Here is a 799-nt window from a genome sequence, read left to right as displayed (position 1 = left end):
CTGCTAATTGATTTGCTCCTTCAGATAATTGACCTAATCCTGCTGTCACTTTTCCAGAGCCACTTTGTAATTGCGTTACTCCATCAATTAATTGAACTGATCCATCTTTTAATTTATCGGCACCTATTTTTGCATTACCTAATCCTTCACCTAATCCATGGAACTTACTTACAAATTCGCTTTGTGCATTCGCTAATTTTTTAATACCACTCGTTAAATTTCCTACATCTTCCGGATTCGGCATTTTGCTTTGCATCCCACTTGTCTTTTCACCGATTTCACCTTTTAATTGTTTTACTTCTTCATTTAATTTATTTGTTCCACCTGCTACCCCAGCAGCTTTTTGCTGAACTGTCGTTGTACTTTTTACGGCACTTGTTATGAATGGTTGTAACTGCTCTTGATATTCTTTCGGTAAACTTTCAATTTGCTTTTGTAAATTCGCTACCTCTTGCGCTGCATTTTTTGCATCTCCTGCTGTTGATTGCGTAAGTTCATTTAACTGATTTACATTCTCTCCAGCTCCAGTTATTTTCTCATTTACTGTATTCAATATAGAAGGAACTTTCAACTGCATTTCCTCTAAAGCTCCAGCAGACTTTTGTACGTTACTATTTAATTCCTGCAAACCCTTTTGAATTTCTTGAGACACTTTTTCTAATTGATTTTGTCCTTCAACAAGTTTCTCCATACCATTTGATAGATCCGTTGTTCCTGTTTTTAATTCACCGGATTTACTTACTAATTTGTTCAAACCACCAGTCACTTTCTCAGATCCATCACGCAATTCACCCATTTT

1 pseudogene is annotated in these 799 nt (G+C 36.0%); it reads right to left on the bottom strand.

Annotated features, from left to right (window positions below):
• Positions 1–799 (bottom strand): annotated as a pseudogene (locus MR083_RS26670) (YhgE/Pip domain-containing protein); the annotation flags it as partial.

The organism is Bacillus cereus group sp. BfR-BA-01408 (assembly GCF_022663305.1).
Classification (GTDB): domain Bacteria; phylum Bacillota; class Bacilli; order Bacillales; family Bacillaceae_G; genus Bacillus_A; species Bacillus_A pacificus.
Note: the sequence above shows the minus strand (reverse complement) of the source record. Positions and strands in the feature narration are given on the sequence as shown.